Origin of the sequence: Pseudomonas sp. St29 (assembly GCF_001547915.1) — a bacterium.
Taxonomy (GTDB): Bacteria; Pseudomonadota; Gammaproteobacteria; order Pseudomonadales; family Pseudomonadaceae; genus Aquipseudomonas.
The window spans coordinates 3,250,121-3,274,084 of record NZ_AP014628.1 but is presented as its reverse complement, the minus strand read 5'-3'; the positions used below and the strand labels follow the sequence as shown (position 1 = coordinate 3,274,084).

The 23,964-nt window shown below is 64.8% G+C and carries 17 protein-coding genes; 7 read left to right on the top strand and 10 right to left on the bottom strand.

Features of this window, described 5'->3' with window-relative positions; translation table 11 throughout:
* Positions 1–18: 18 nt before the first annotated feature.
* From PST29_RS14760 to PST29_RS14740, 5 genes are read right to left on the bottom strand one after another with little or no spacing between them, the layout of a single operon-like run.
* The gene (locus tag PST29_RS14760; RefSeq protein ID WP_060843505.1) at positions 19–690 is read right to left on the bottom strand and encodes a methionine ABC transporter permease; all 672 of its coding nucleotides are present in this window, start codon (positions 688–690) and stop codon (positions 19–21) included.
* The gene (locus tag PST29_RS14755; protein ID WP_060843504.1) at positions 687–1,664 is read right to left on the bottom strand and encodes a methionine ABC transporter ATP-binding protein; all 978 of its coding nucleotides are present in this window, start codon (positions 1,662–1,664) and stop codon (positions 687–689) included. The genes PST29_RS14760 and PST29_RS14755 overlap by 4 nt, the downstream gene beginning before the upstream one ends.
* Positions 1,661–2,470, bottom strand: coding sequence for a MetQ/NlpA family ABC transporter substrate-binding protein (locus PST29_RS14750; protein WP_060843503.1), 810 nt, complete (start codon positions 2,468–2,470; stop codon positions 1,661–1,663). The genes PST29_RS14755 and PST29_RS14750 overlap by 4 nt, the downstream gene beginning before the upstream one ends.
* A 30-nt stretch (positions 2,471–2,500) precedes the next feature.
* On the bottom strand, positions 2,501–3,538 hold the full coding sequence (locus tag PST29_RS14745; RefSeq protein WP_060843502.1) for an isopenicillin N synthase family dioxygenase: 1,038 nt from the start codon (positions 3,536–3,538) through the stop codon (positions 2,501–2,503).
* A 41-nt stretch (positions 3,539–3,579) separates the two neighbouring features.
* On the bottom strand, positions 3,580–3,795 hold the full coding sequence (locus PST29_RS14740) for a TOBE domain-containing protein (protein ID WP_011061476.1): 216 nt from the start codon (positions 3,793–3,795) through the stop codon (positions 3,580–3,582).
* Between the two features lie 244 nt (positions 3,796–4,039).
* Here PST29_RS14740 and PST29_RS14735 point away from each other — a divergent pair, with 244 nt between their 5' ends.
* From PST29_RS14735 to PST29_RS14710, 6 genes are all read left to right on the top strand, one after another.
* Positions 4,040–4,861, top strand: coding sequence for an aldo/keto reductase (locus PST29_RS14735; protein WP_060843501.1), 822 nt, complete (start codon positions 4,040–4,042; stop codon positions 4,859–4,861).
* A 202-nt stretch (positions 4,862–5,063) separates the two neighbouring features.
* Complete coding sequence (locus PST29_RS14730; protein ID WP_060839159.1) at positions 5,064–7,898, top strand: ATP-binding protein; 2,835 nt, start codon at positions 5,064–5,066, stop codon at positions 7,896–7,898.
* Positions 7,885–9,075 carry an EAL domain-containing response regulator gene (locus tag PST29_RS14725; protein ID WP_060839158.1) on the top strand — a complete coding sequence of 397 codons (1,191 nt, stop codon included), beginning with the start codon at positions 7,885–7,887 and terminating at the stop codon, positions 9,073–9,075. The genes PST29_RS14730 and PST29_RS14725 overlap by 14 nt, the downstream gene beginning before the upstream one ends.
* Before the next feature lie 109 nt (positions 9,076–9,184).
* Positions 9,185–12,388, top strand: coding sequence for a hybrid sensor histidine kinase/response regulator (locus PST29_RS14720; protein ID WP_060843500.1), 3,204 nt, complete (start codon positions 9,185–9,187; stop codon positions 12,386–12,388).
* A gap of 74 nt (positions 12,389–12,462) precedes the next feature.
* Positions 12,463–13,110 carry a response regulator gene (locus PST29_RS14715; protein WP_060839156.1) on the top strand — a complete coding sequence of 216 codons (648 nt, stop codon included), beginning with the start codon at positions 12,463–12,465 and terminating at the stop codon, positions 13,108–13,110.
* A 23-nt stretch (positions 13,111–13,133) separates the two neighbouring features.
* A complete protein-coding gene (locus PST29_RS14710; protein WP_060843499.1) occupies positions 13,134–13,547 on the top strand; it encodes a TIGR03067 domain-containing protein in 414 nt (137 codons plus the stop codon).
* 26 nt (positions 13,548–13,573) lie between these two features.
* On the opposite strand, the gene PST29_RS14705 is transcribed toward PST29_RS14710, so the two are convergent.
* The gene (locus PST29_RS14705) at positions 13,574–15,886 is read right to left on the bottom strand and encodes an ATP-dependent DNA helicase (protein WP_060843498.1); all 2,313 of its coding nucleotides are present in this window, start codon (positions 15,884–15,886) and stop codon (positions 13,574–13,576) included.
* On the bottom strand, positions 15,883–17,535 hold the full coding sequence (locus PST29_RS14700; RefSeq protein WP_060843497.1) for a VRR-NUC domain-containing protein: 1,653 nt from the start codon (positions 17,533–17,535) through the stop codon (positions 15,883–15,885). The genes PST29_RS14705 and PST29_RS14700 overlap by 4 nt, the downstream gene beginning before the upstream one ends.
* A 202-nt stretch (positions 17,536–17,737) precedes the next feature.
* Between PST29_RS14700 and PST29_RS14695 the strand changes: the two genes are divergently transcribed.
* Entirely contained in the window at positions 17,738–17,962 is a 225-nt protein-coding gene (locus PST29_RS14695; protein WP_060839152.1) for a YgdI/YgdR family lipoprotein, read from the top strand.
* A gap of 15 nt (positions 17,963–17,977) precedes the next feature.
* Here PST29_RS14695 and PST29_RS14690 read toward each other — a convergent pair whose 3' ends face one another.
* From PST29_RS14690 to PST29_RS14680, 3 genes are all read right to left on the bottom strand, one after another.
* Positions 17,978–18,361 (bottom strand): hypothetical protein, encoded by a 384-nt coding sequence (locus PST29_RS14690; RefSeq protein ID WP_060843496.1) that lies wholly within the window; start codon positions 18,359–18,361, stop codon positions 17,978–17,980.
* 186 nt (positions 18,362–18,547) lie between these two features.
* Positions 18,548–20,401: a polyurethane esterase gene (locus PST29_RS14685; RefSeq protein ID WP_060843495.1), complete on the bottom strand. Its 1,854-nt coding sequence runs from the start codon at positions 20,399–20,401 to the stop codon at positions 18,548–18,550.
* A gap of 108 nt (positions 20,402–20,509) precedes the next feature.
* Positions 20,510–23,602 carry an autotransporter serine protease gene (locus PST29_RS14680; protein ID WP_232513241.1) on the bottom strand — a complete coding sequence of 1,031 codons (3,093 nt, stop codon included), beginning with the start codon at positions 23,600–23,602 and terminating at the stop codon, positions 20,510–20,512.
* Positions 23,603–23,964: the final 362 nt, after the last annotated feature.

Sequence of the window (23,964 nt, the reverse complement as noted above, 5' to 3'; positions counted from 1 at the left end):
CGCCCTTTCGCGCCGGACTCAGCGCCGATGGGCCAGGGCCCGCACCAGCCGGTCGCCGACGCTCTGCACCCCCTGGACCAGCAGCACCAGGATCAGCACCGTGGCCACCATGATCTGGTTGTTGAAGCGCTGATAGCCGTAGCGGATCGCCAGATCCCCCAGGCCTCCGCCGCCGATCACACCGGCCATGGAAGAGAAGCCGATCAGCATCACCAGGGTCAGGGTCAATCCGGCCAACAGCGCCGGCAAGGCTTCCGGCAGCAGGGCCTTGAAGATCACGTGGCCGATATGCCCGCCCATGGCCAGGATCGCCTCGATCCGGCCCTTGTCCACTTCATCCAGGGCGTTCTCGACGATCCGTGCAAAAAACGGAAAGGCGCCAATGGTGATCGGCACCACCGCCGCGGTGCTGCCCAGGGTCGTGCCCACCACCAGCCGGGTCAGGGGGATCAGGGCAATCAGCAGCACCACGAAAGGCAGGGAGCGTCCCAGATTGACCAGGGCGCCCAGCAGGCGATTGAGCCGGGGCATGGGCCGCAGGCCGCCCGGGCGGCTGACGAACAGCACCACCCCCAGGGGCAGGCCGATCAACAGGGTGAACAGCGAGGCCAGGAACACCATGTACAGGGTTTCGCCGGTGGCGGTGAGCAGCAGTTGCGCCAGCTCCGGCCAATCGAGGCTGCGGTTCACAGGCGTTCACTCCGAATCCCTCGCTGGGCCAGGGCCGTCAGCAGTTGTTGGAATTTGCCGGCATCGGCGGGGGCGGCGGCGATGCGCAGGCGCCCTACCCGCTGGCCGCCCACGGACTCGACACCAGCGGCCAGCACCTTGAGTGGCAGCCCCTGCTGGCGACTCAGTTGCTGCAACAGCGGCGCGGCGCGCTGGTTATCGAAAAAGGTCAGTTCGGCTTCGGGCTGGCTACCGTTGAACGGCAGGTTGTAGCCCGGCAGCAAGGCACGGCCCAGTGCCGATTGCGGGTCCGCGAGCAATTGGCCGATCGGGCCGCTCTCCAGCAACCGGCCCTGGGCCAGGGAAGCGGCGTGGCTGCAGATGGCCTTGACCACCGCCAGTTCGTGGGTGATCAGCACGATGGTCAGCCCCAGCTCGCGGTTGATGTGGGTCAGCAGTTGCAGGATCGAGGCGGTGGTTTCCGGGTCCAGGGCGCTGGTGGCTTCATCCGACAGCAGATAGCGAGGCCGCGCCGCCAGGGCCCGGGCAATCCCGACCCGCTGCTTCTGGCCGCCGGACAGTTGGGAAGGAAAGGCCCGGGCCTTGTCGCTCAACCCCACCAGGTCCAGCAGTTCCAGGACCCGGGCCTGGCGTTGCGGCCTGGCCAGGCCGGCGATTTCCAGGGGCACCGCGACGTTGTCCTCGACCGTGCGCGAATGCAGCAGGTTGAAGCCCTGGAAGATCATGCCGATGCCCTGGCGCTGCCGGCGCAACGAGCCCTCGGACAATGCGCCGAGGTCCTGGCCATCGATCAGGATGCGCCCGCTGCTGGGACGCTCCAGCAGGTTCAGGCAACGCAGCAGGGTCGACTTGCCGGCACCGCTACGGCCGAGAATGCCGTATACCGCGCCGTCGGGAACCGTCAGTGAAACCCGATCCAGGGCCGGAGGCTGGCCCTTGCCATAGACTTTGCTGACCTGCTCCACCTGGATCATGGCTGGCGGCCCGCGACCGGGATCACCGAGCCCGAGTAGGTTTCACTGATGTATCGGGCCACTTCCGGTGAATTGAGGTCCTTGGCCAACTGGCGGATGCGCGGGTCGTCCTGCAGGTTGGGGGTGGTCACCAGGATGTTGGCGTAAGGGTTGTGCTCGGCCTTCTCCAGCCCCAGGGCGTCCTTGGCCGGCACCAATCCGGCTTCCAGCGCGTAGTTGCCGTTGATCACGGCCAGGTCCACGTCCTCCAGGGCCCGGGGTATCTGCGGTGATTCGATTTCGAGGATTTTCAGCTGCTTCGGGTTGTCGGCGATGTCCTTGGGGGTGGCCTGGTCCCGGGCCGGGTCGCTGAAACCGGGCTTGAGGCGGATCAGCTGGTAACTCTGCAACAGGTACAGGGCGCGGCTGAGGTTGGTGACATTGTTGGGCACCGCCACGCTGCCGCCCTGAGGCACCTGGTCGAAGTTCTGGTGCCGCCGGGAGTAGATGCCCAGAGGCTCGATATGCACGCTGGCGGCCACCGCGAACGGCTGGCCCAGCGCCTGTTCCTGGGACTTGAGATACGGCAGGTGCTGGAAGTAGTTGGCGTCCACGTCGCCGTGGGCCAGCAGTTCGTTGGAATTCACGCCGTTGGGGATCTCGATGATCTTCAGTTGCAGTTGCGGGTCGAGCTTCTGCACATAGGCGAGAATCTGCGCGTGGGGCACCGGATCGGCGGCCACCCGCAACGGTTGCGCGGCGCTGGCCGGCAGGGTGTGTCCCAGGCTGGCCAGCAGCGCCAGGGCAAACAGGGGGGTCTTCAGCATGGCAATCATCCTTGGTTCGACGAATGAGGGTCAGGCGCTCAGGGCCTTGGGTATCAGGACATCGGCGTAGTAACGCTGGGCCACGTCGGGGTGCGAGCGCAGGCGGCCCTTGAGGTAGTTCCAGCCGACGTCGCGAAACAGCGGGTTGTGGGGGTCGCTGGCCGGGCCCCGGGCCTCCTGTCGCAGCGCCTCGGGCAAGGGGTACAGCGGCACCCGGGCATCGAGTTGGGCCCCCAGAAAGAAGGCGATGGACAGCCGCTCGCGGTCCGCCGGCGGCGACAGCACCCGGTGCACCGTGGCGCGCAGGTAGCCGTGGGTGGCCAGTTCCAGCAGTTCGCCGATGTTCACCACCAGGGTGTTGTCCCGGGGCGGCGCATCGATCCAGCGGCCCTCTTCCACCTCCACCTGCAGGCCGGCCTGCTGGTCCTGCAGCAGAAAGCTGAGAAACCCGGAGTCCTTGTGCGCGCCGACGCCCTGGTTGCTTTGCCCCGCAGCGCGGCCGGGGTAGCGGATCAGCTTGATGTGTTCATTGGGCCGTGCACCGTACAGAGAGTCGAACGCCTGCTCCGGCAGGGACAGGGCCTGGGCGAAAGCGCGCAGTAGCCGCAGGGACATGCGGGTCATTGCCTGCTGCCACTCCAGCAGCAGCGGCTTGAGTTGCGGCAGCTGCGCCGGCCACTGGTTGGGCCCTTGCAGGCGCGCCCAGGGCGGGCTGTCGGGGTCCAGCGGCAGGGCCTGGCGTTCGGCCCCCAGATCGAACTGCTCGCGCAGGTCCGGCTGGCCGCGGGTAATCTCCGAAGCCGCGCGGTTGTAGCCGCGAAAATGCGGCGAGTGGATCATTCCCACGGCGGCCTTGTCGGCCTCGGGCAAGGCGAAGAATGCCCGGGCCTGCTCCTGCACCCGGCGCAGCAGATCGCTGTCGATGCCATGCCCGGTGAGGTAGAAGAAGCCGACGTCCCGCGCGGCCTGGCGCAGGTTGAGCAAAAACGCCTGGCGCTGTTCCTGGCTCGCCTCCAGTTGGCTCAGGTCCAGAATCGGTAGTGCGGTGATATCCAGCGAGTGCGGCATGGTTCACTCCCCTGTGAGTTGACGATGTCCGGTGGTCGGGCTCAGAGCTTGGCGATGGACACTTCGGTGGATTTGACGAAGGCGATCACTTCGCTGCCGACCTTCAGTTCCAGGTCGCGCACCGAGCGGGTGGTGATCACCGAGGTCACGATGCCCGAAGCGGTCTGCACGTCGATTTCCGACACCACCTGGCCTTCGTGGATCTCCTTGATCACGCCTTTGAACTGGTTGCGTACGTTGATGGCTTGAATGGTCATGCTGGCAAATCCTCTGCGGGCACCGGACTCAGGAATTGAGCGGCTGGTGACAAACATGCACCTTTGGCCAAAGCCTTCAAAGGAATAAATAATTAGTATTTTATGCCTTTTAGATATATTGAATTGCCGCCCTCACCCCGGAATTTGCCGGTCTGGAGTCCGTACAGCGGAACTTGACCGCCGCCCATGGCTTTGTTTCCCTGTGCCCTTCCCATCCGACTCGCCACAGATCCCAGGAGGCAACATGCGCACGCTCGAGCTCGCAGACACCCAGGTTCCGGTCATTGGCCAGGGCACCTGGCGCATGGGGGAGGATCGTCGACTGCGGGATCGGGAAATCGCCGCGCTGCGCAGCGGGATCGAGCTGGGCATGACCCTGATCGACACCGCGGAGATGTACGGCGAAGGCTGCGCCGAGGAAGTGGTCGGCCAGGCCATTGCCGGGCGCCGCGATCAGGTGTTCCTGGTGAGCAAGGTCTATCCCCACAATGCCGGTCGCCAAGGCCTGCCCCTGGCCTGCGAGCGCAGCCTGCGGCGCCTGGGCACCGAGGTCATCGACCTGTACCTGCTGCATTGGCGCGGACACTACCCTCTGGCGGAGACCGTGGAGGCATTCGAGCGCCTGCGGGAGGCCGGCAAGATTCGCCGCTGGGGAGTGTCGAACTTCGATCTGGCGGACCTCGATGAACTCGACGCGCCAGCCTGCGCCACCAATCAGGTGCTGTACAACCTGGAGTCCCGGGGCATCGAGTTCGACCTGCTGCCCGCCTGCCAGCAGCGCCGGATGCCGATCATGGCCTATTGCCCGATCGGCCAGGCCGGCGCCCTGCTGGCCGAACCGCAGTTGCAGCGGATTGCCCGGGAACATGGCGCGACCCCGGCGCAGGTGGCCCTGGCCTGGCTGTTGCGTCAGGACGCAGTGCTGGTGATTCCCAAGGCCGTGAATCCGGAACACGTGCGCCTCAATGCCCGGGCCGGCGAACTGCAATTGCGGCCCCAGGACCTGCAGGCACTGGATCAGGTGTTTACCCCGCCTCGCCGCAAGCAGCCTCTGGAGATGGTTTAAACGTTATAGCGGAATCAGACATGTTCGATTGCAAGCGAAGTTACAAGAGATTAATTGCAAGAAAGTGACTACCCGCAAAGTTGCTCTTTCAGACAATTAACTTAGTGTCCGGAAAAGTTTCAACAGTATAAAAATCCTTTGCTTCCGGTTATTTAAGAATTGTCTGATCCCTGCTTGTCATGCCCCCAATTACAGTTGGCGGATGAGATTAAAAAGCTACCTGCATCAGATCAATCCCCTTTTTTCCAGTCCTGAAGCAGCCCGTCGGCTGCTTCGTGTCGTCGCGCTGATTTTCCTGATCGGCCTGCTCGGCGCCGTCTACAACTTCCTGCGTTCGAGCATCAACAACGAACTGTCGCAACGGCGCAGCTACATGAGCAGCGCCATCGCCGAAGCGCAGACGTTCTTCACCAGCCGCGAAGCCTTGCTGGAAAGCCTGAGCCTGTCGGCCGTGCACAAATCCCGGCAAAACCCCAACTATGAATCCAGCAGCGACCCCGAGGAGGAAATCCACCTGCAACTGGGCGCCCCCGGGGAGCATCAATGGGGGGTCTGGCTCACCCAGCGCATGCGCGACTACCTGAAAAGCAAACAGCTGAACCTGCTCTACGTCCACGACGGCGAACAACCGCCTGTCCAACGTCTGTTCAGTACCCAGCCCGAAGCCGCCTACCTGCCCGCACTGATGCTGGCCAAGCTGGCCAGCCTGAACTCCTCGCAGATCCCGACGGGGCAACAGTTGTGGCTGATGGATCACTCCTCGAGCAGCGCCCGCCTGTACATCTTCACCCGTCTCGACGAGCGCTACCCCAACTCCGGCTGGCTGGGCCTGGAGATGGAAGGCAACAGCGTATCCGCCGCCCTCAGCGATCAGAGCGCCGGGGACTTCATGATGTTCAACTCCCAGGGTGGACTGATCTTCAGCAGCACCCCCAGCGCCCAGCTGAGCGAGGAGGTCCGGCAAGTCCAGGGCGGCAGCTTCTTCGGGTTTCTCGGCGGCCGCTGGTGGCCCGATCACCTGGTGATCCGCAAACAGCTGGGGTCGTCGGACTGGCAACTGGTCTACGCCTTCGACCTGCACAATCTGCTCAAGAGCCTTTGGCCGCAATTGCTTGCGGCCTTGCTGATCAGCCTGTTCGGCATGGCCTTGATCGGCTTCCTGAGCCACTGGATCGAGGTGCGCCTGATCGCTCCGGCGCTGCACCGGATCCAGGCCCTGATCGAAAGCGAGGCATTCAGCCGCGATGTGATCCAGATCGCCCCGGTGGCGCTCTGCGTGCTGCGCCGCAGCGACGGCCAGGTGGTGCTGGAAAACACCCTGTCCCAGCAGTGGCTGGGCAACGGCACCGAGCGCGACCAGCTGTGTGCCGGCTGGATCGAGCAGGCTTTCGACCCCAATCGCCCCAACAGCTCGGACTACTTCGAAACCGCCGACGGACGCCATCTGTACCTCAGTTCGGCGCCGACCCGCTACAACGGCGAAGACGTGCTGTTCTGCGCCTTCAGCGACATCAGCGCGCGCAAGCAGATCGAAGCGGCGCTGGAGGAAGCCAAGCGCCTGGCCGATACCGCCAACGAAGCCAAGACCCTGTTCCTGGCCACCATGAGCCACGAAATCCGCACACCGCTGTACGGCGTGCTCGGCACCCTGGAGCTGCTCTCGCGCACCCAGCTGGACAACCAGCAGAAAGACTACCTGCGGGCCATCGAGGGCTCGTCCGGCACCCTGCTGCAGTTGATTTGCGACGTGCTGGATGTGTCCAAGATCGAGGCGGGTCAACTGGCCCTGGAACTCAGCGAGTTCTCCTCCCTGGATCTGGTGCACGAGATCATCCAGGGTTATGCCGCCGCGGCCCAGGCCAAGGGCTTGCAGTTCTACGCCTGCGTGGATCCGCATTTGCCCGAAGTGCTGCTCGGCGACGTCACGCGCATCCGCCAGATCCTCAGCAACCTGCTGAACAACGCGGTCAAGTTCACCGACTCCGGGCGCATCGTCCTGCGGGTCCGGGTGGACAGCCGCGACGGTGAGCGCAGCAATATCCTCTGGCAGGTTTCCGACACCGGCCGCGGTATCGCCCAGGACGACCAGACCCTGATCTTCGAGCCCTTCTACCAGACCGAGGGCAACACCAACGTGATCGCCGGCACCGGGCTGGGCCTGCCGATCTGCCAGCGCCTGACGCAGTTGATGAACGGCAACATCCGCATGGTCAGCGAACTCGGCCTGGGCAGCAGTTTCACCCTGACCCTGCCTCTGGAAGCCTCCTCCCTGGGGGCCAGTGCGCCACTGATCAGCCCGTTGCTGCCGGAGATGATCTACGTGGTGTCACCGGTGCGCGAACTGGCGGAGTCCGTGGCCGGCTGGTTGCGCCGCTGGGGCGCCCGGGCCCAGTTCAGCCTGCCGACCCAGTCGGATCGCAACCGCGGTCATGTGCTGATCGAACTGCATCCCGGCACCGTGGAGCAGCGCCTGGAGCCGGACTGGCAGGGCCCTCTGGTGCTGGCCAGCGGCGACGGCCACAACGAACCGCGGATTCGGGGCGGCTGCTGGCATGTCAACACCAACAACCTGCGGGCCATCCACCAGGCGGTCAGCCAGGCCCAGGGCGTCTGGGTGGTCGCGAGCGAGGAGCACCCCGACAGCCGAGAACTGAAAAAACTCAGCCTGCATGTCCTGGTGGCCGAGGACAACGTGATCAACCAGCTGATTCTCAAGGATCAGCTGGAAGAGCTCGGTTGCAGCGTGGAATTGGCGTCAAACGGCGAAGAGGCGCTCTGCATCTGGAGAGCCGGGCACTTCGACGTGATCCTGACCGATGTGAACATGCCCAAGCTCAACGGCTACGAACTGGCCAAAGAGCTTCGGCGTCAGGGCTGTTCGATCCCGATCATCGGGGCGACGGCCAATGCAATGCGCGGAGAAGAAGAGCTCTGTCTTGCAGCCGGGATGAACCACTGCCTGGTCAAGCCGTTTGCATTAAGAGCGTTGTTCAACTATCTGGCGCCCTATGAAAGAGCCCCTCATGAAGTCCTGTAGCATTTTGATCGTCGAAGATCAGCCGTTTCAGTACATGTACCTGCAACACTTGTTCAACGAGCTGGGCCCGTATCAGCTGGAGGTCGCAAGCAACGGCAGGGAGGCCCTGGAGCGTCTCAAGCAGCGGCACTTCGATCTGGTTCTGACGGACCTGCTGATGCCCGGCATGGACGGTGTGCAGTTCATCCAGGGCCTGGCCACCCATCGTGTGCGCCCGGCCCTGGCAATCATGAGCGCCTCTTCGCGGCGCATGCTCATGGGCGCCAGCCTGGTGGCCCGCAACCTGGGCCTGCGGGTGATTGGCCTGATCTCCAAACCGGTCAACCTGGCCGCCCTGCGCAGCATCACGGCGCAACTGCCGGGGCTTACCAGCAACGAACCGACGCCGGCGGTGTGGGTCGAGTGCAGCCGTGAAACCCTCCAGCACGCCCTGCGCGACGCGCAGATCCAAGCCTGGTTTCAACCCAAGAAGGCCCTGAACAACGGGCGCATCGTTGCCGCCGAAGCCCTGGTGCGCTGGATGCACCCGCAGCACGGCATGTTGCTGCCCTGCGACTTTCTTCCGGAGCTCACCGAGGCCGGCCTGGAGGAAGAACTGCTGTGGCTGATCCTAGATCAGGCCCTGGCGGCCCAGGTGTGCTGGCGCGAGGACGGTTATGACATCCCGGTCTCGATCAATCTGCCGACCCACCTGCTCAACAGCGCCGACCTGGCCGACCGCCTGTATGACTTTGTCATCCAGCGCAACGGCATACCGGGGAAGATCTGCTTCGAACTCATGGAATGCTCGACCCCGGAACACATCAGCAACTTCTACGCGGGCGCCTGCCGCCTGCGCATCAAGGGTTTCGGCTTGTCCCAGGACGACTTCGGCAAAGGCTACAGCTCCTACATGAACCTGGTGTCCACGCCCTTCACCGAACTGAAGATCGACCGGGCCCTGGTCCAGGGCTGCCACGCCAACGAAGAACTGGCCCAGGCCCTGACCAGCATCATCGCCCTGGGTCGGCAGTTGGGCCTGACGGTGGTCGCCGAGGGCGTGGAAAGCGCCCAGGAGCTGGCCCTGCTGAGAAAGATCGACTGTACCCAGGTGCAGGGCTTCCTCATATCCCACGCGGTGTCCTCGCAACAGTTTCAGCAACTGCTGGCCCAAGATGGACCGGCGACGGTGTACTAGCCGATGAACCCATTGCCCTGCTCCGCACCAGCCACTCATCGCTGACCGCCTTGCTTCAGAGAGAGGAATCTCGAACGCGGGGCCCTTCTACGTATCTGGGAATTCAGTGATGAAATACCGCAATACCTTGATGGAGAATCTGACTCGCAGTTCGATTCGCCTGAACAAGGGCCTGCTGACCCTGGCGGGCCTTGCGCTGCTGCTGTTCGCCCTACTGTTCTGGACCACCCAGCGCCTGATCGATGAACAGCACAACAGCGTCAGGCTGCATTTCGCGCGGTTGATGGAAAACATCCAGGAACAGGAACTGTTTCTGCAGAAGCTGGCTTCCCGTCAAGCGAGCGCAGCGCCGCTGGCTGCCGAGCAGCCCCTGCCCCATGACGCCAATGACCTCTCCCAGGCCCAGCCGCCGTTGCTGACGCCCTTCGACCCGAGCTTCGACTCTCAACCGCAGGCCGCCAACGAACTGCCCAAGGCCTTCGCCCTGGGCCTGCAGCTGTCGACCTTCTACAACGCCTTCTGGTCCACGTCGCCCTATCACGCGCCCCGCACCTTTCTGTTCAACAGCTTCGGCAACTACGACATCAGCCTGCCGGCGGCGCGCCAGGCGCGCGGCAATCCGTGGCAGGGCAACGGCTCCCATGACGTCGAAATGGAACAGGTGCTGCGGCAACTGAAGGTCAAGCACAACGACCCGCGGGATCAACAAGTGCATTGGCAAACCTACAGGCTCCCGGAGTCACTGGACGTCGCCCCCAAGCTGCTGGCCTACGTCAATCTGCACCTCGGACCGCAGCCGTTGCAGCTGCATGGCGCCAACAGCTGGATGATGGTGGCGTCGCTGCTCAATCTGGACAAGATCAACGACATCGAGCGCCTCATGGACTGGTCGATCTACGACGACTTCACCCTCATCGAACCTTCCGGCAGCATCCTCAGCGGCTCCCTGCCTGCGGCCAAGGCATTGCGCGAAGGCCCGAACTTCGGCTTGCGGGGCATGGTCTTCAAAGTCACCAGCCCGACTCCGGCGCTCTGGACCGGGCTCTACAGCATCAGCTACAAAAGTTATCTCGGTTATGCCCTGTGGCTGCTGCTGGGCCTCCCGGCACTGGCCCTGGGCGCGATCGTCTGTGGCTGGATCGCCAGCCGCTGGTACCGCGACCGGGTGGTGGCTCCGGCGCAACTGGCGCACCAGACCCTTGCCGAGAGCGAGGCCTTCAGCCGCGTGGTGCTCGATACCGCGCCCACCGGCCTGTGCGTGGTGCGCCGTGAGGACTTCAAGGTGCTGATGGAGAATCGCCAGGCCGTGCAGTGGCAAGGCACGACCCAGTTGCTGAGCATGCTGCAGCGCGACCCGCCCTTGAGCGACAGCGGCGAAACCTGCCTCGAGATCGAAGGCCGGCACTTGCAGGTGGGGCTGGTCGCCACCCGCTACCAGGGGCAGGACGTTCTGCTGTGCACCTTCTATGACATCACCGCGCATGTGCAGGACGCGCAACTGCTGGAACAGGCCCGGCTCGCGGCGGACGCGGCCAACCAGGCCAAGACTCTGTTCCTGGCCACCATGAGCCACGAGATCCGCACCCCGCTGTACGGCGTGCTCGGCACCCTGGAGCTGCTGGGCCTGACCCCGCTCGACGCGCGCCAGAGCGAATACCTGCAAACCATCCAGCGCTCTTCCAGCAACCTGTTCCAACTGATCAGCGACGTGCTCGACGTGTCCAAGATCGAGTCCGACCAGATGAGCATCGAACCCGTGGAGTTCTGTCCACTGGACCTGGTGGAAGACGCGCTGCGTAGCTATGCGGCCTTCGCCGAACGCCGCGGACTGCTGCTCTACGCGTGCATCGACCCGAGCCTGCCGAACCTGATGCGCGGGGATGCCGGGCGCATCCGGCAGATTCTCAACAACCTGTTGAGCAACGCCATCAAGTTCACCGACAGCGGCCGGGTGGTGCTGCGAGTCCGGGTGCTGGCGCAGCAGGACAGCCTGGCCAGCATCGAATGGCAAGTCACCGACACCGGGATCGGCATCTCGCCGTCGCAGCAGCCGCAGTTGTTCGACCCCTTCTACCAGGTCCGCGACGCCTCCAATGAGGCCGGTGCCGGGCTTGGGCTGGCGATCTGTCAGCGTCTCAGCGAGATGATGGGTGGACACATACAGGTGATCAGCGAACCGGGGCTGGGCAGCAGTTTCTCCCTGCGCCTGAGCCTGCCGTGCCTGGCAGGAGCCCTGCCCGGCGCCGCGCCGCTGCCCGAGGGGCCACCGGTATATGTCCGGGCGCCGGTGCCGGAGCTGCAGAAAAGCACCTGCGAATGGCTCAACCGCCTCGGCCTGCAAGCCTTTCCAGTGCCCTTGTGCGCGGACGACAAACCGCGCAATACGGTGCTGATCGACATGCTGCCCCGTGACAGTCAGCCCGGCTGGCCCGGTCCCTGTGTCACCGCCGGAGCGGCGGGTCACCGGGACCACCCGCAAGCGCAATGGGCGGTCGACGCCCACGATATCCGCGCCATCGCCCAGGCCGCGGCGCTGGCCCGCCAGGGACAACCCCTGGACCTGCTGCAACGCGCCCCCGGCACCTTGCGCCACCTGGCGCTCAATGTCCTGGTGGCGGAAGACAATCCGCTCAATCAGACGATCATCAAGGAACAACTCGAAGCCCTGGGTTGCCAGGTGACCCTGGCGTCCAACGGTGAACAGGCCCTGGAACAATGGCAGCCCCAGCTGTTCGACATTGCCGTCACCGACGTCAACATGCCGCTCATGAATGGCTACGATCTGGCCCGGGAGCTGCGCCGACGCGAGCCGAAGCTGCCGATCATCGGCGTCACCGCCAACGCCCTGCGCGAGGAAGGCAGCCGTTGCCTGGCCGCCGGCATGAGTGCCTGGATCGTCAAGCCCATGACCCTGCAGACCCTGCGCGGGCAACTGGAAAAACTCTGCCCGGTGCCTGACAGCAACACCGCAGCGCCCGCGACCATCAGGCCGGTGGAGCCGCCGCCCCGGGAGCCGGCTCCGGCCGAGCAGCGGATACAGGTGTCGGAGAAAATGCGACCGCTGTTCCTGAGCACCATGCGTGACGATCTGCAACGCCTGGCCAAGGCCCTGGAAACCGGCTCGGGCCGGACCGCCGCCGAGCGCCTGCACAGCATCGCCGGGGCCATGGGCGCGGTGCAGGCCGGCATCCTGGCCAAGGCCTGCGCCGAGCTGGAGTGCCAATTGCTGGAAAACACTTTGAATCCGATTCTGGAGGGCCAAGTCAGGCAACTGATGCAGCACTTGTCGGAACTTCTGCTGCCCCTTGAATAATGGGTGGCAGGGTTTAATGTACCGTCAGTCTTATGTTTCTTTACTAAATTGCGTATTACACGGGTGTGTTTGCCATGGAAAAACTGAAAGTAGTCATTGCTGACGATCACCCTATTGTTTTGCTCGGCGTGCGCGAGCTCATGGAGCGCGACGACCGCTTCGAAATTGTCGGTGAAGCGGTATGTTCCAAAGGCCTGATCCAGCAGCTGGAATCCCGGCCGGTGGACATTGTGATTACCGACTACAACATGCCCGGAGACTCGCCTTACGGCGATGGCCTGAAGCTGGTGGAGTACCTCAAGCGCAACTTCCCGCACTTGCAGATCCTGATCCTGACCATGATTTCCAATCAATTGATCCTCACCCGCCTGCGCGAGTTGGGGGTGGTGGGCGTGATCCAGAAAAGCCAGTTGCACGAGGAGATCCAGACCGCCCTCAAGGCCATCGCACAAAAAGGCGTGTACCGCAGCCTGGAGCCGGCCTCCCATTCGGTGATGGAATCCAATGTGGCGATCGACGAGCGAATTTCCACCCTGTCGCCCAAGGAGTTTGAGATCCTGCGGCTGTTCGTTTCCGGCAAGAGCGTCAGCGACATCGCCCGCAGCCAGAACCGCAGCTCCAAAACCATCAGTGCCCAGAAGATCTCCGCCATGCGCAAGCTGGACGTGCAGAGCGACCAGGACCTGCTGACCTACTGCATTGGCCGCAACATCTTCAACTGATCGTCATAAGGAAGCCCCCGAAAATGGATGGTTCGTCCCCCCTGAAGCACGCCGACCTGCTGCAGCTCGAGGCGCTACAAGGCGCCTGGGAACAGATCTCGATGGAAGACAGCGGCGTACTCGACCCACCGGACGAGCACAGCGCGCCAGGCGCCCTGACCCTGATCGAAGGCAACCGCTTTCGCGTGGTGACGGTGGCCGGGGACACCCTGCTGGCGGGGAGCTTCAGCCTCGACAGCAGCACCCAGCCCAAGTCCATCACCTGGGTCGATTCCATCGGCGCCGATGCCGGCAAGCCCTTGCCGGCCAGCTACCAACTGAGCGCCGATGAGTTCGTGTTCATCGCCGCCGACGAGGGGCAACCGCGGCCCACCCGTTTCAGCACCGGGCCGGGCCAGACCCTGCGCCGCTTTGTCCGCGTCCACCGGGGCCAGTGACAGCGCCATCCCCTCGCCGCTGATCATCAATCCCCGCCAAACCCTGCCGCCGGCTCCACCTCAGCCGGCCCCGCACCCTCGGCCTGGATCGCCCACCACCCCGGCAACAACTGCCGCACCCGGGACTCGGCGAAACGGTCGTCAATCAGCATCAGCACGCCACGATCGGTCTGGCTGCGAATCACCCGCCCCGCCGCCTGCACCACCTTCTGCAAGCCCGGATAGAGGTAGGTGTAGTCGTAGCCGGAACCGAACAACGCCGCCATGCGCTGTTTCATCTGCTCGTTCAGCGGGTTGAGCTGGGGCAGCCCCAGGGTGGCGACAAAGGCGCCGATCAGCTTCGTCCCCGGCAGATCGATGCCTTCGCCGAACGCCCCGCCCAGAACGGCAAAACCTATGCCCTGCCCCTCGGCGCGAAACTGCTGGAGAAAGTCCTGGCGCGAGGCTTCATCCATGCCCCGGGACTGCAACCACAGGGGGATGTGCCGGTGTTCCCGGGCCAGCAGCTCGGCCACCTGCTGCAGGTAATCGAAGCTGCTGAAGAACGCCAGGTAGTTGCCCGGCCGCGCGGCGAACTGGCGGGCCAGCAACTCGACGATCGGTGCCAGCGACGCCTGCCGGTGCACATAGCGGGTGGAGATGCGGCTGACGATCTGCACCTGCAACTGGGCGGCGGCAAAGGGCGACTCCACCTCCAGCCACACCGTGCTGTCCGGCAGGCCCAGCAGGTCACGGTAGTAACGCTCGGGATTGAGGGTGGCAGAAAACAGCACGGTGCTGCGGGCCGCGCTCAGTCGCGGGCCCAGCAACGCCGCCGGCACCACATTACGCAGGCACAAGCGCGACAGGCTGCGCTTGGCGCTCAGGGCGCGCTTGCTGATGTCGAAGATGAACTGCCGCTCATCGAACAGCTCCGCCACCCGGGCAAACTGCAGCAACTCGAAGTACAGCCCCTGCAGGCCGGCGTCCAGGCCCTGGGGCTGCTCGTTGAAGTAGTCACCCAGGGCCGCGACGCACAGGGCCAGGGCCCTGAGCAGCGCCGTGGGCAACTGGCTATAGGCCTGATAGGGCGCGAGCTGTTCCTTGTGCAGGGCATTCCATTCTCGATTCAGGCGTTGCAAGGCGCCTTTGAGCACCTGGGGCGCAGTGTGGCGCACGGCGGCCAGCTGTTGCTGATCCAGGCTTGCGCTGTACATGCCGCGCCCGCGCTCCACCAGGTTGTGCGCCTCGTCCACCAGCACCGCCAACTGCCACTGATTGGCCTGGGCCAGGCCGTACAGCAAGGCGCTGAAGTCGAAGTAGTAGTTGTAGTCGGCCACCAGCAGATCGCTCCAGCGGGCCATTTCCTGACTCAGGTAGTAAGGACAGACCTGATGCTCCAGGGCCACCTGGCGCAGCGCCTGGCGGTCGAGCATCGGCACCTGGCTGGCCGCCTGGCGCGCCGCCGGCAGGCGTTGATAGAAGTCCCTGGCCAAGGGACAGGACTCACCATGACAGGCTTTGTCCGGGTGTTCGCAGGCCTTGTCCCGGGCCACCAGCTCCAGGACCCGCAACGGCAGCCCGGCCTGTCCGGCGAACAGCACCCGCGCCGCATCCAGGGCCAACTGCCGTCCCGGGGTCTTGGCGGTGAGAAACAGCAGCTTGTCCAACTGCTGCGGGGCCATGGCCTTGAGCATGGGGAAAATCGTGCCCAGGGTCTTGCCGATGCCGGTGGGGGCCTGGGCCAGCAGGCAGCGGCCGGTGCTGACCGCCTTGTACACCGATTCGGCCAGGTGCCGCTGGCCCTGGCGAAACGTCGCGTGGGGAAAGTTCAGGGCGCGGGTCGCCTGGTCCCGGGCTTGACGGTGGGCCAGTTCCTGCTGCGCCCACTGCAGAAACACCGCGCATTGGCGCTTGAAGAACGCCTCCAGTGCCGCGGCACTGTGCTCCTCCACCAGGGCGGTTTCCTGTTCGCTGGCCACGTCGAAATACACCAGCGATACCCGCAGGCTCGGCAACTGCAGGCTCTGGCACAACAGCCAGCCATAGACCCTGGCCTGGGCCCAATGCAACTGCCGGTGGTTGTCCGGCATGCGTGCCAGGTCGCCACGGTAGGTCTTGATCTCTTCCAGCAGGTTCTGCGCCGGGTCGTAGCCGTCCGCCCGCCCCCTGACCAGCAGCTCACCGTATCGGCCCTCCAGGGGCACTTCGCTCTGGTAGTCGGGATTGCGCCGGGCCGCCACGGTGCGGTGCCCGAGCATGCCCTCCAGCGCACTGGGCGACGGGGTGAAGCGCAGATCCAGGTCGCCGGTCTTGGCACTGAACTCACACAGGGCTCGCACCGCGACGCGATAGCTCACGAGGACGGGTCCTGCCACTGCACGTAACACACCACCACCGGCATCTGGTGCTCCTGGCAGAAGTCCAGCCAGCGCAGCTGGTTGTCCTGCAGACGGTCCCCCGGGCCCTTGACCTCGATCATCCGGTAGCGCTTTTCCTCGGGCCAGAACTGGATCAGGTCCGGCATGCCGGCGCGGTTGGCCCGGATGTCCAGCAACAGCCGCTGGAACCAGTGTTTCAGGTGTTCGGCCGGCAGGCAGTCCAGGGCCAGTTCCAGCAGTTCCTGGCTCAAGACGCTCCAAAACACGAAAGGCGATTGCAGGCCCCATTTGGCGACAAAGCGCTGACGGATGCTGTCCCGGTAACGGCCATCCTCCAGCTCCTCCAGGCACGCCTGGAACAGCTCGCTGCGCCGCGGGTGAAAGTCCTCGCTCAACAGATCCACCGGCCCGCGCTGGAACGGGTGGAAGAACGCCCCCGGCAAGGGCGCGAAGATCGCCGGCCAGCACAGCAGCCCGAACAGCGAGTTGATCAGGCTGTTCTCCACGTAATGCACCGGCGCCTGGGGCTGATGCAGATGAGCCTGGACCTGCAGCTCCACCGTCAGCCCGGCGGGGTCCCGGGGCAGGCTCAGGTCCAGCCGCGCCACCTCGCGGCTGACCGCCCGGGACGCCGGCGGCCCGCCCAGCTTGCGCCGCAAGCGCGGCATCACCCGCAGCAACTGCTGGGCCTCGGCGGCGCTCTGGGGCGCTGCCGCGGCCTGTTCGGCCAGGGTCAGGGCCGCTCGATACTCGGCGCTGAGCTCCAGAACCCGGATCAGCCGCAAGCGCGCCCCGGGGTAGCTGCACTGCTGATAGATCTGCCGGGCCAGCGGCCAGTCGGCCTGGCGTTCGCAATGCTGCCCCAACAGGAACAGCAGCTTGGCGCGACGCTTCTCCAGCCAGGCGTTGGCGCTGCTGAACGCAACGATACGCGGCAGCACCGCCGGCAGCGGCTCGCCGGCCTCGAAGGCCTCCTGGCATTGCTGCAGGTAGATGAAACCGTCGACGTCGTCGCGACTGCGCAGGCCCCGGGCATCGGCGCTGATCTCGACTTTCTCGTAGCTGTAGATCCCCAGGTCCGCGAGCACGAACTCCGACCAGTCCTGATAGAGGTTGCCGAAGAACATCAGCCGCAACCGATCGCACAAGGGCATGACCGTCAGGCTCAGCAGCCGGTCGGCCAGTGCAGGACACCATTGGCCGAAAGCCCGAGGCTGCGGAGACAGCGCCTGCAGCGCTTCCAGCCACTGGCTCTTCTTGGCCTTGGCCGACAATCCCCGGTCGCTGAAGCACTGCAGGATCTCGGCCTTTTGCAACAGGCCGAACAGCTCATCCAGGGTCAGCGGCGCTTGCTCGTCGACCCAGCCCAGCGCCAGCAACGGCAACAGGGCCCCGGCGCTGTCGGCGATTTCCGGGTAGCTCAGCTTGCTCAGGCGAAAATGCCGGCCCTTGCGCATCACCATGCGCACCAGCAAGGCCTGGGACGGCTCGGCCAAGGCAGCGAAATCCGTGATGAAGCGCTGCTCCTCGGGGGTCAGTACATCGGCATAGCGCTGCTCCAGCCAGTTCAGCACTTGCTGGAAGTTGCACAGGTAATAGAGGGGGTTTTCGAGGGGGTTGGAAGTCACTGAACAAACACGCCACGGCTGGATCGATACTGGTTATGCGTACAGATAACAGCCAGCGCCCCGCTCTGGCAAACACTATTGGATAAATGGCGGGACGAAGATTTTTCCAATGACCCGGCGAACTTTCGTCGTCTTCACTACACCAAGGGGCCATGACTATAGTGTCCGCCGCAACGGGGACACCCCCTGATGAGAGGTCTGTATGAATGTGAAGAACCTGGGACTGCTGTTGACCGCCTTCGGCGCCCTGACCCTGGCCGGCTGCGCCTCGCCCACGGTGGTGACCTTGCAGAACGGCACCCAGTATTTGACCCGGGACCAGCCCAAGACCAGGACCGCGGATGGTTTCTATGAATTCCAGGACATTTCCGGCAAGACCGTACGGGTCAAGGCGGACGATGTGGCCACGGTCCGCCAGGAAAAATGATGCAGCTCCCGCGCTTCAGGGCGACCAGGGCAACGGGCCCTGCCCTGGCGTGCAGGAAATCCCCAGAGGCTTGCCTCGCTTGGACAACTGGTCACGCACTTGCTGGCAGCGCTCGCGCTCGCGCGCCTCGGCGTTGTCGATGCTGATGTTGCCGGTGCTCGGCGGCGCCGTGCCGTCCCCCAGGCGCAGATTGACCAGCGGTGGCTCGGGCTGCAGGTTGAAGCGGCTGGCAGGCGCCGGCTGCGACTGGGCAGGCGCCGGCTGACCGGCCGGCAACTGATCCACGCTCACCCCGTAACGTTGCAGAATCGAGCTGCGAGGCAACTCCTCGGCGGCGACCAGCCCCGTCCACAGGGCCATCAGCACCCCGGCACTCGCCCATCTCTTGGTGTTGCTCACAGTCAAAACTCTCCTGCCATTACCTTGAATCCGTTGCTGTCCGGCCCCCACAGAACCCTGGGTTGCTGTAATAACGGGTCAACCGGCGGCGGCTTTAAGGATATTGGAGTCGTCACTTGACCTGCAGGTCACTTTTTCCCGTCCGGACAGCGCGGGGCCCGTGCCGGCCCCCGCGCCGCGGATGCATCAGGCGATGGTGATGCCCGAGCCGTTGAGCTGCTCAAGACTGACGCCCACCAGGGTCACCGTGTCCTGGCCAAAGGTCAGCAGCGTGTCATGGCCGCTGCTGCTGGCGTGGGCCCGGTAGTCCTGGCCCGGCAGCACCCCGCTCACCCCCATGAACACCAGTTTGTCGCCGCTCTGGTAGCCGAGGATGCGGTCCTGGCCGAAATGACCGGTGAACAGGAAGGTGTCGTTGCCCCCTCCCGACTCCATCAGGTCGTTGCCGGCGCCACCGACAAACACGTCATTGCCCCGGCCACCGATCAGGTGATCGTTGCCGTCCAGGCCGAACAGCCAGTCGCCGCCGGCACCGGCCTTGAGCAGGTTGTCCCCGGCATCGCCTTTTACCGACGAGGCGTAGTGGGTCAGTTGAGCGCCCACCTGCAAGCCCTGGTCGGTCACCTGGTGCAGCACGTCGTCCTTGAACAGGCCCCAGAGAAACCCCGGCTCCTTGCTCTGGATCGCGCCGATGTCACGGGTGATGCTGATCCCGCCGTTGGCATCGCGCACGTACAGGGTGCCGGCGCCGTCGCTGGCAAAGCTGTAGTCGCCGATGGAGTGCTGCAGGTCCAGGGTGTTGCTGCCCTTGCCCCCGAGGATGATGTTGTAGCCGCCATCGTCGCGGAAGGTGTCATTGCCGTCGCGGCCCTCCAGGTAGTCGTTGCCGCGGCCGCCCTGAATCAGGTCGTTGCCGTCGCTGCCGATGATGAAGGTGCTGCCCTTGTGGGTTTCGGCGTTGCGGTTCAGGTCCTGGACCCAGGTGCTGCCCCGGGCCGGGTCCGACAGGTTGGCCACGACAATGGTCGAGTCCTTGCTGGTGAAGTCGTAGAACTTCGATTGCAGGACCCGGGTCAGGCCATCGCCGTAGCCGGTGGGCAGGTGGGAGATCCAGGTGGGGATGTTGAGGATCGAGAACGGCAGCACGTTCCACAGCGACGAGGCGTAGTGGTCGTTGAAGTTGACGATGTTGTTGGTGGCCGAATCCTGATGGACGTCGTGCACGCCAAGGGACGACAGGTTGAAACTGGAGCCGTCCAGGGCGCGGAACACCGGGTCGTTCTCATAGCCGATGTTCAGCACCTTGTCGCTGGCGCTCTGGGTCGGCGAGGCATAGGCGATGTAGTTGGCATCCTTGTAGAACCCGGACCAGCGATCGGCACTCAGGTCCGCCAGGCTGTTGACCGCGAGCCCGCCCAGGCTGTGGCCACTGACCAGGATGTCCTTGCCCGACAGGCCATTGGCCTGGGCAAAAGCCGCCACATCGGCGAACAGTTTGCCGAAGGCCTCACCGGCGTAGTTCTTCGCATAGTCCTTGGGTCCCAGGGCGGCCAGCAGGTCACTGATGACATCACCGATGGTGTCGCCGATCACCGACTCCCGTGGCCCGCTGGTGCCGCGAAAGGCGATGCCGATGGAGCTCAAATGCCCCTGGGCATCGTACTTGCCGAGGATCTCCACCTGGGCCGTGCCATAGCCATCCTTCTCGCCGAAGAAGGTGCCCCGGGCATCCACCTTGCCGCTGTAGCCCAGTTGCTGGGCACTGAGGGTGGACCACCCGGCCTGGTGCAACGCGTCCTTGGCAGCCTGTTCCGAATCCGGGTTCCAGGGAATGCCAGGGATGACGCCCTGGGAATCGCTGCTGCCGATCAATGCGCTGACCAGGGTTGCCGGCAGGCCCAGGCCGAAGCCGTTGTGCTGGTAACCCACGGCGAAGCCGTTATCGAGGTTGTGATAGGAGTACAGCGTGATCGCCAGCGCATCGGAAAACAGCGCCTTGGAATCGGCTGCGGTGAAGTTCTTGTAGTCAAAGACACCCATGGTATTGCCTCTCTTTTGTTGGAATTGTCAGAGAAAGCTCAGGCCCTCCAAGCCCGTTTCCGGGTCCGCAGGACCTGTACAACACCTTGCACATCCGTTGCCTGGGTCTTAGAAAGTCCAGTCCAGGGTCAAGCCGACCCCATGGTTCCGGTCACGGCTGCCCAGCAACCCGTTGTAATCCAGATTGACCCGGGTCTGCCGACCCAGGGCAATGCCCGCCCGTGCACCGACGACCGCTGCATCCCGGTCCAGTGACAGGCTCTGCACCTTGTAGCTTTGTCCACCGTCGGCAAACGCCAGATGCTGATCGGCGCCGGTGGCGCTCAGATTGTGCTGCCAGCCGAGGGTAGCGGACAGTTCCACAGTCTGCCCGGAAGACAACTGCAACTGCTTGCCGGCACGCATGCCCAGGGTCGAGAGCCAGGCCTCGCGATTGTCGCTATCGCCCTTGAGTGCCGTGGCGCCGCCGTGTTCCTTGAAGCGCTCGCTGTCCACCTGCACATAGGCCAGGCTGGCAAAGGGTTCCAGGGCCATGGGCTGCAGATCCAGGTGCCACGCCGCCTCGCCGAACAACTGCAGGCTGCGGGCATCACGCTTGCTCTTCTGGCGATCGGCAACCTCGTCGTATTGCAGCTCGCGCCGGGTCGCGATGCGGTGCCAGCTGTAGGAACCGCCCAGGCTCAGGCGCAGTTGTGCAAGCTCGCGTCCGGCGTAGGCACCCAGGTGGTAGCTGTCGATGCTGGCCGAAGAATGCCGGCCATCGCCCATGCTCAGCGAGCTGTCGCTGTAGCCGGTGAACACGCCCAGACGGGTGCTCGGGTCCACTTGCCCGTCGACACCGGCCAGCAGGCCGCCGATGGAGCTTGCATAGCCGGCTCGATCCTGGCCGCCGTCGGCCTTGCCCCAGGCGCCGAGGGTCTTGAGCCACAGCCCCTGCTCGCCACCCTCGACGGTAGGCACCGCGTCCCCGCCCTGCAGGCGCAGCCGCTCACCCATCGCGTCACGCAGGTAGCGGCTGTCATTGAGCAACTGGCTGCCAACGGCCGGATGAATTTCCCCGGACAGTTGCTCGAAGGCCTGTTGTGCACTGGCCGCGCTGGCGGCCAGCAGCAGGCTTTCATACACCGGGTTGCCCGCCCCCAGTTGCTCGGCAGCATCGGCCACCGAACGCTGGTTGGGGCTCAGGCCGATGCTGCTGAACGAGGTGGCATTGCGCGCCACCGCCAGCTGCACACCGCCGGCACTGTAATTGAGGTTGCCCCCCAGAAACAGCGAGTTGGACAGCACCGAGCCAAAGCTGCCCTGCAGGCCATTGGCGGCCTGGAGGATATCCAGCTGCCGCCCCACCAGGCTCGGGACCCGCTGCGCATTGAGGGACAACCCCGGGTTTTCCAGTTCCAGTGCCAGGCTGGCCCAGCCGAGGGTTGCCTGGCCGTCGCTGACGATCCGGTCGCTGCCGCTGGGGGACACCTCCACCGCGTAGGTCGAACCCGGGAGGAAGTTCACATCGGCGCTGACATGCAAGGTGCCGATAGAGTTGCCCGGGGCCACAATCGCGCCCGGGTTGGCGGTCAGTGCGCCCACGCGGCCCGTGCCGCCGAGGATGCCACCAGCGTTCACCGTCACCGCCGACAGCAGCGAGCCGTTGACCGCCAGCCGGCCCTGGTTGACCAGGGTCGGACCGGCGTAGGTGTTGGCGCCACTGAGCACCAGGGTGCCGACGCCCTGCTTGGTCAGGCCACCGTGGCCACTGATGTCGTTGCTCCAGATATCCAGCACACAGCTGATGTCATTGCAGCGCCGCTGGGTCGGCTTGCCGGCATCCAGCAACGCGCCATAGCCCGGCAGGTCAGCGACGAACTGGGACGAGCCGTAGCCGCCCTGGACCCGCAGCGCCTCGGGGATGTCCGCCTCGGTCACCAGCATCCCCGGCCCGCGAATGCCCTTGTCCAGATTGATCATCCCCCAGCCGTACAGCTCATCGACGCCCGGGGCCCCCAGGTCGGTGGCCGTGGTGCGCAGGACGCTGGCGACCTGGGCCGCGCTCATGTAGGGGAAACGCTCCATCAACACCGCCGCGGCACCGGCCGCATGGGGCGCGGCCATGGAGGTGCCGTTCTTGTTGGCATAGCCCAGGGTCATGTTCGCAAGGCTGGTGCCACCGATCACCGAGCTGTAGATCCGCGTGCCGGGGGCCGACACGCAAAAGCTCGCGGTGTAGCCGCAACGCGAGGAAAAGGTGCTGATGACGTAGGGATCGGCGCTGCTGGTGTCGGGGTTCTGCTGCAAGGCCGCCACGGTCAGCCAGTTGGGGGCGATCTCCGGTACGAAGTAGGCCAGCCCGGCGATAGCGTCGGGGTTGTTCAGGTTGTAATCGTTGCCGGCGGCGAAAATCGTCAGCACCCCGCTGCGGGCTGCGGCGATCGCCCCGTCGTAGGCGCCGCCCGGCAAGCTGCCCAGCAACGGCTGGATCTGCGCGAACTGTGCCCGGGCGTCATCCAGGGTGAAGTGCGGGAACGCCGGATCGCGCCCGCCTTTGCTGAAGCGATCGGTGATGCCGATGCCCCAGCTGTTGTTGATGATCCGCGCGCCGCTGGCCACCAGACCGTCCCAGCCGGCCTTGTACACCGCGCCATCGTTGCCGAGGATGATGCCGTCCTCGGGGCCGGGGTCACCGTTGTCGGCACTGATGATCTGGGCGTCGAAGGCCACCCCGTGCATCGCCCCACCGTCGCGGTTACCGGCGGCAATCCCGCCGACGTGAGTACCGTGAGAACCCAGCTTGCCGTCCGAGCCCACCGATGGGCGACCGTCATAGACGAAGGCATCGCCGGCCCGCACCGGAATATAGGGATCGGTGTACTGGCGAGTGCCGCTGGTGACCAGAGTCAGCACCTTGCCCGGGCTGGCGAACTCCGGATGCTGGGCATACACCGGCTGGTCGAAGATCCCCAGCTTGACGCCCTTGCCGCTGTAACCGGCGGCATAGGCACTGTCGGCATGAATCGCCCCCAGGCCCCAATCGGCCTTGAACTCGGCGCTGCGCCAGCTGCCAGCGTCGCCCCGACGGCCGTTCTCCACATAGGGCGCCGCCTGGGCCGTGCCCAGCAGCGCCACCCAACCCAACAGTGCCGGAGCCAGGGTCAACCATCCCCGTTCCCGCCCAAGCACAGCGCCATCCTTGCGTTTGACTTGCTTCACTACGACCTTCCTTAGTTGTGTTGCGAAATGGCCCTGGCAGGCTCCCTGCCCGCCGCTCGAATGACGTCGTGGAAACGCCATTGCAGATTGACTCCGACACCCTTGTGTCGCTCACCAACACCCCAGGCGCGCCAATGCCGCAGCACAGGCGCACGGGACTGGGCAGCACCTGCTGGGCTTGCTGGTTGTTCGAATAAGGGGAAGGTTCCATGGCCAGCGCCAGAGCGCCGATGGCATGGGGAGCGGGAACGCCCCGCTGGCCGGTGTTCCGAACGGCGTTGGGCGGCCGTCAACGGCAGGCCTGCGGTAAACGCCAGGCACACCGTGCCCGCCAGCCTGTTGAACTGATGACATCTGACATC

What these genes read in the sequence shown, in the direction of transcription:
- PST29_RS14710 (WP_060843499.1), top strand. Translation starts at nt 13,134, where the DNA reads ATGGATGGTTCGTCCCCCCTGAAGCACGCCGACCTGCTGCAGCTCGAG.
- PST29_RS14740 (WP_011061476.1), bottom strand. Translation starts at nt 3,795, where the DNA reads ATGACCATTCAAGCCATCAACGTACGCAACCAGTTCAAAGGCGTGATC.
- PST29_RS14725 (WP_060839158.1), top strand. Translation starts at nt 7,885, where the DNA reads ATGAAGTCCTGTAGCATTTTGATCGTCGAAGATCAGCCGTTTCAGTAC.
- PST29_RS14685 (WP_060843495.1), bottom strand. Translation starts at nt 20,401, where the DNA reads ATGGGTGTCTTTGACTACAAGAACTTCACCGCAGCCGATTCCAAGGCG.
- PST29_RS14745 (WP_060843502.1), bottom strand. Translation starts at nt 3,538, where the DNA reads ATGCCGCACTCGCTGGATATCACCGCACTACCGATTCTGGACCTGAGC.
- PST29_RS14730 (WP_060839159.1), top strand. Translation starts at nt 5,064, where the DNA reads ATGAGATTAAAAAGCTACCTGCATCAGATCAATCCCCTTTTTTCCAGT.
- PST29_RS14720 (WP_060843500.1), top strand. Translation starts at nt 9,185, where the DNA reads ATGAAATACCGCAATACCTTGATGGAGAATCTGACTCGCAGTTCGATT.
- PST29_RS14755 (WP_060843504.1), bottom strand. Translation starts at nt 1,664, where the DNA reads ATGATCCAGGTGGAGCAGGTCAGCAAAGTCTATGGCAAGGGCCAGCCT.
- PST29_RS14750 (WP_060843503.1), bottom strand. Translation starts at nt 2,470, where the DNA reads ATGCTGAAGACCCCCCTGTTTGCCCTGGCGCTGCTGGCCAGCCTGGGA.
- PST29_RS14735 (WP_060843501.1), top strand. Translation starts at nt 4,040, where the DNA reads ATGCGCACGCTCGAGCTCGCAGACACCCAGGTTCCGGTCATTGGCCAG.
- PST29_RS14715 (WP_060839156.1), top strand. Translation starts at nt 12,463, where the DNA reads ATGGAAAAACTGAAAGTAGTCATTGCTGACGATCACCCTATTGTTTTG.
- PST29_RS14695 (WP_060839152.1), top strand. Translation starts at nt 17,738, where the DNA reads ATGAATGTGAAGAACCTGGGACTGCTGTTGACCGCCTTCGGCGCCCTG.